General features: G+C 43.3%; 4 protein-coding genes. 2 read left to right on the top strand and 2 right to left on the bottom strand.

Annotation, left to right across the window (positions count from 1 at the left end):
* The coding region (locus B4K20_RS02945; protein WP_289281821.1) for a proton-conducting transporter membrane subunit at positions 1–640 on the bottom strand (640 nt) is incomplete at its 3' end.
* A gap of 93 nt (positions 641–733) precedes the next feature.
* Here B4K20_RS02945 and B4K20_RS02950 point away from each other — a divergent pair.
* Positions 734–1618 carry a LysR family transcriptional regulator gene (locus B4K20_RS02950; protein WP_289281822.1) on the top strand — a complete coding sequence of 295 codons (885 nt, stop codon included), beginning with the start codon at positions 734–736 and terminating at the stop codon, positions 1616–1618.
* 149 nt (positions 1619–1767) lie between these two features.
* Complete coding sequence (locus B4K20_RS02955; RefSeq protein ID WP_289281823.1) at positions 1768–2184, top strand: YMGG-like glycine zipper-containing protein; 417 nt, start codon at positions 1768–1770, stop codon at positions 2182–2184.
* A gap of 60 nt (positions 2185–2244) precedes the next feature.
* Here the strand turns inward: B4K20_RS02955 and B4K20_RS02960 are convergent.
* The coding region (locus tag B4K20_RS02960) for an NADP-dependent isocitrate dehydrogenase (RefSeq protein WP_289281824.1) at positions 2245–2466 on the bottom strand (222 nt) is incomplete at its 5' end.

Raw genomic sequence — 2466 nt, forward strand, 5'->3', positions numbered from 1 at the left:
TGGCCAGTAAGATAGCCGCTACAGTCTCTGCGACACCCAACTCAGCAGCCGATGCCGATGTCAGGTAGTACTGGCTTATTTCACTGAGGTAAAACGAACCGTGTTGTGTATATAAAAGAACAAATGCTGAGAGTAAGCTGAGCTCAGACACTCTCGCTAAGATGAATTTTTTATGGGCGGCTAGTACAGCGCGAGGTCTGTCTGGATAAAATAATAATAAACGATGGAAACATAAACTGATGGACACCCAGCCCAGCCAGAAAATCAACAGATGATTACTGACAATCACTATGGATACAGAGGTAAGACTTAAAAATAGCCAACGCCAGTAACGATGTGTTTTTGTCTCACCGGATAAATAACGCTGAGAAAACTTCACCAGCACAATAGTCATAAAGCACACGAGCAACAGCACAATCAGATTGACATTGTTCATGGCCAGTAAGGCGTGTGAGTCTTCTGGTTTTTCTATATGACAAACAGTGATTAATATGGCGGAGATGACAACAGCCACCGAAATAGATTTAAGAATGCTTTGACGGGTGTTGTCACTGAGTCGACTTGCCCCGGATAAAAGACTAGCAATGGCTAAGGTTAATGGAATAAGCGCTGGGAAAACGGCTGTCAGTTCAAAATTCACACACATACCTCCTTAAGATGGTGAAAGTATGGCAAATGCTTTAACATAAATAAAATAGATATTTATTAACAAATAAATAAGTTTTAATTAAGTATGGCAAAAATAAACTACCATCATCTTTATTATTTCTGGCGCGTTGCCCTGTCTGGCAGTATCACCAAGACAGCTGAAGAATGTCATGTTTCACAATCGGCATTATCACAGCAAATCAAACAACTCGAAACCACGATGAACGTCAAATTATTCGAGCGTGCAGGCAGACAACTTTTATTAACGGATATGGGCAAAAAGATTCTGACCTATGCAGATGAAATTTTTACGACAGGTGAAGAGTTACAATCCTTTATCAGTAAAGGCGGTACAGCGACACAAAAACACATCAAAATCGGTGTACTGACCACCCTGTCCAGAAACTTTACTGAGAGCTTTATTAGCCCCTTACTTCAAGAGCCCAATGTCAGCTTTACACTCACCACGCGAGGCATGACCAACCTACTCAATGGCCTCAGTAGTCATGAACTGGATCTGGTGCTGACCAATCGCTCTGTCAGCCAACAAAATGATGATGCCATCTGGCAAAGCCAGTTGGTCTCGAGACAATCGGTATCTATCATTGGTCCGGCAAAACACAACCCTAAAAAAACCTTTCCACAAGGTTATGAAAAACTGAAATGGGTGCTGCCTACCAAAATCACTGAAATTCGTTCGGCTTTTGATGCCTACTGTGCCACGCTCGGGTATGAGCCGGATATTATTGCCGAAGCCGATGACATGGCGATGTTACGACTATTAGTACGTGATACCGGCGCCATTACTGCCCTGCCTCCGGTTGTCGTCAAAGATGAAATATCCAGTGGCAATTTGTCTGAGTACCAAGTGTTACCCAATGTCTACGAACACTTTTACGCCATCACCATTAAACGGACATTCGTACCTGAAATTGTGACCGACCTGCTACAAAAGAATATTGTGGATTAAGGTTTCGCTCACTTAACCAAGACTTAACCTCCTGATTGTTACAACTCATCATGACATCACGGTCTTCTATGCTGTTAATAGATAGCCGCGGTGCCTAGCTTCTTTTTTCACTTTTTACTTAAGTGAATACCAAACATCAGGAGGTAGATATGAAGCGATTAATACCTTTACTACTGTCATCAACACTGATTTCTGGTGCAGCCATGGCAGATAACAATACGATTAACGCCGCTTTGGGCGGAGGTATTGGGGGTGCAGTCGGTGCTGCAGTAGGACACGAAATGGGAGGTCAAAACGGCGCTATCTTGGGTGCTGCCATTGGTGGCGCTGTCGGGTCAGTTGCCACCAGCAAGGTCTCATCAAACCGGTATCGTGATGATCATCACCACCGTTATCACAATGATCACTACGATAAAAAATACTGGAAACACAAACAAAAAATGGCACGTTTAGAGTCCAAATACCGTCAAGACAGGGCTCGAGAATATCGCAAGTATCGAAAAGCGGTTGAACATCAACATAGAAAATACCAACATGACCGGTACTATTATCATAGTCGTTACTGAGAATGCGATAAAAACAAAAAAGCCCCGACATTCGGGGCTTTTTTTATTAAATGATGACGCTTAAACAAGCTGGGACAGAATGGCGTTCAATGTGGCACTTGGACGCATAATCGAATTCATCATCTCATCATCAGGCAGGTAGTAACCGCCCATATCAACCGATCTACCCTGTACCTCATTCAATTCGTTCACAATGGCAGCTTCATTTTCAGCCATGGCTTGAGCGACAGGTGTGAATACCGCTTTTAACTCGGCATTGTCTGTTTGCTCAGCCAGTGCTTC

The sequence above is a fragment of the Methylophaga sp. UBA5088 genome (assembly GCF_002414625.1).
Lineage (GTDB): Bacteria > Pseudomonadota > Gammaproteobacteria > Nitrosococcales > Methylophagaceae > Methylophaga > Methylophaga marina.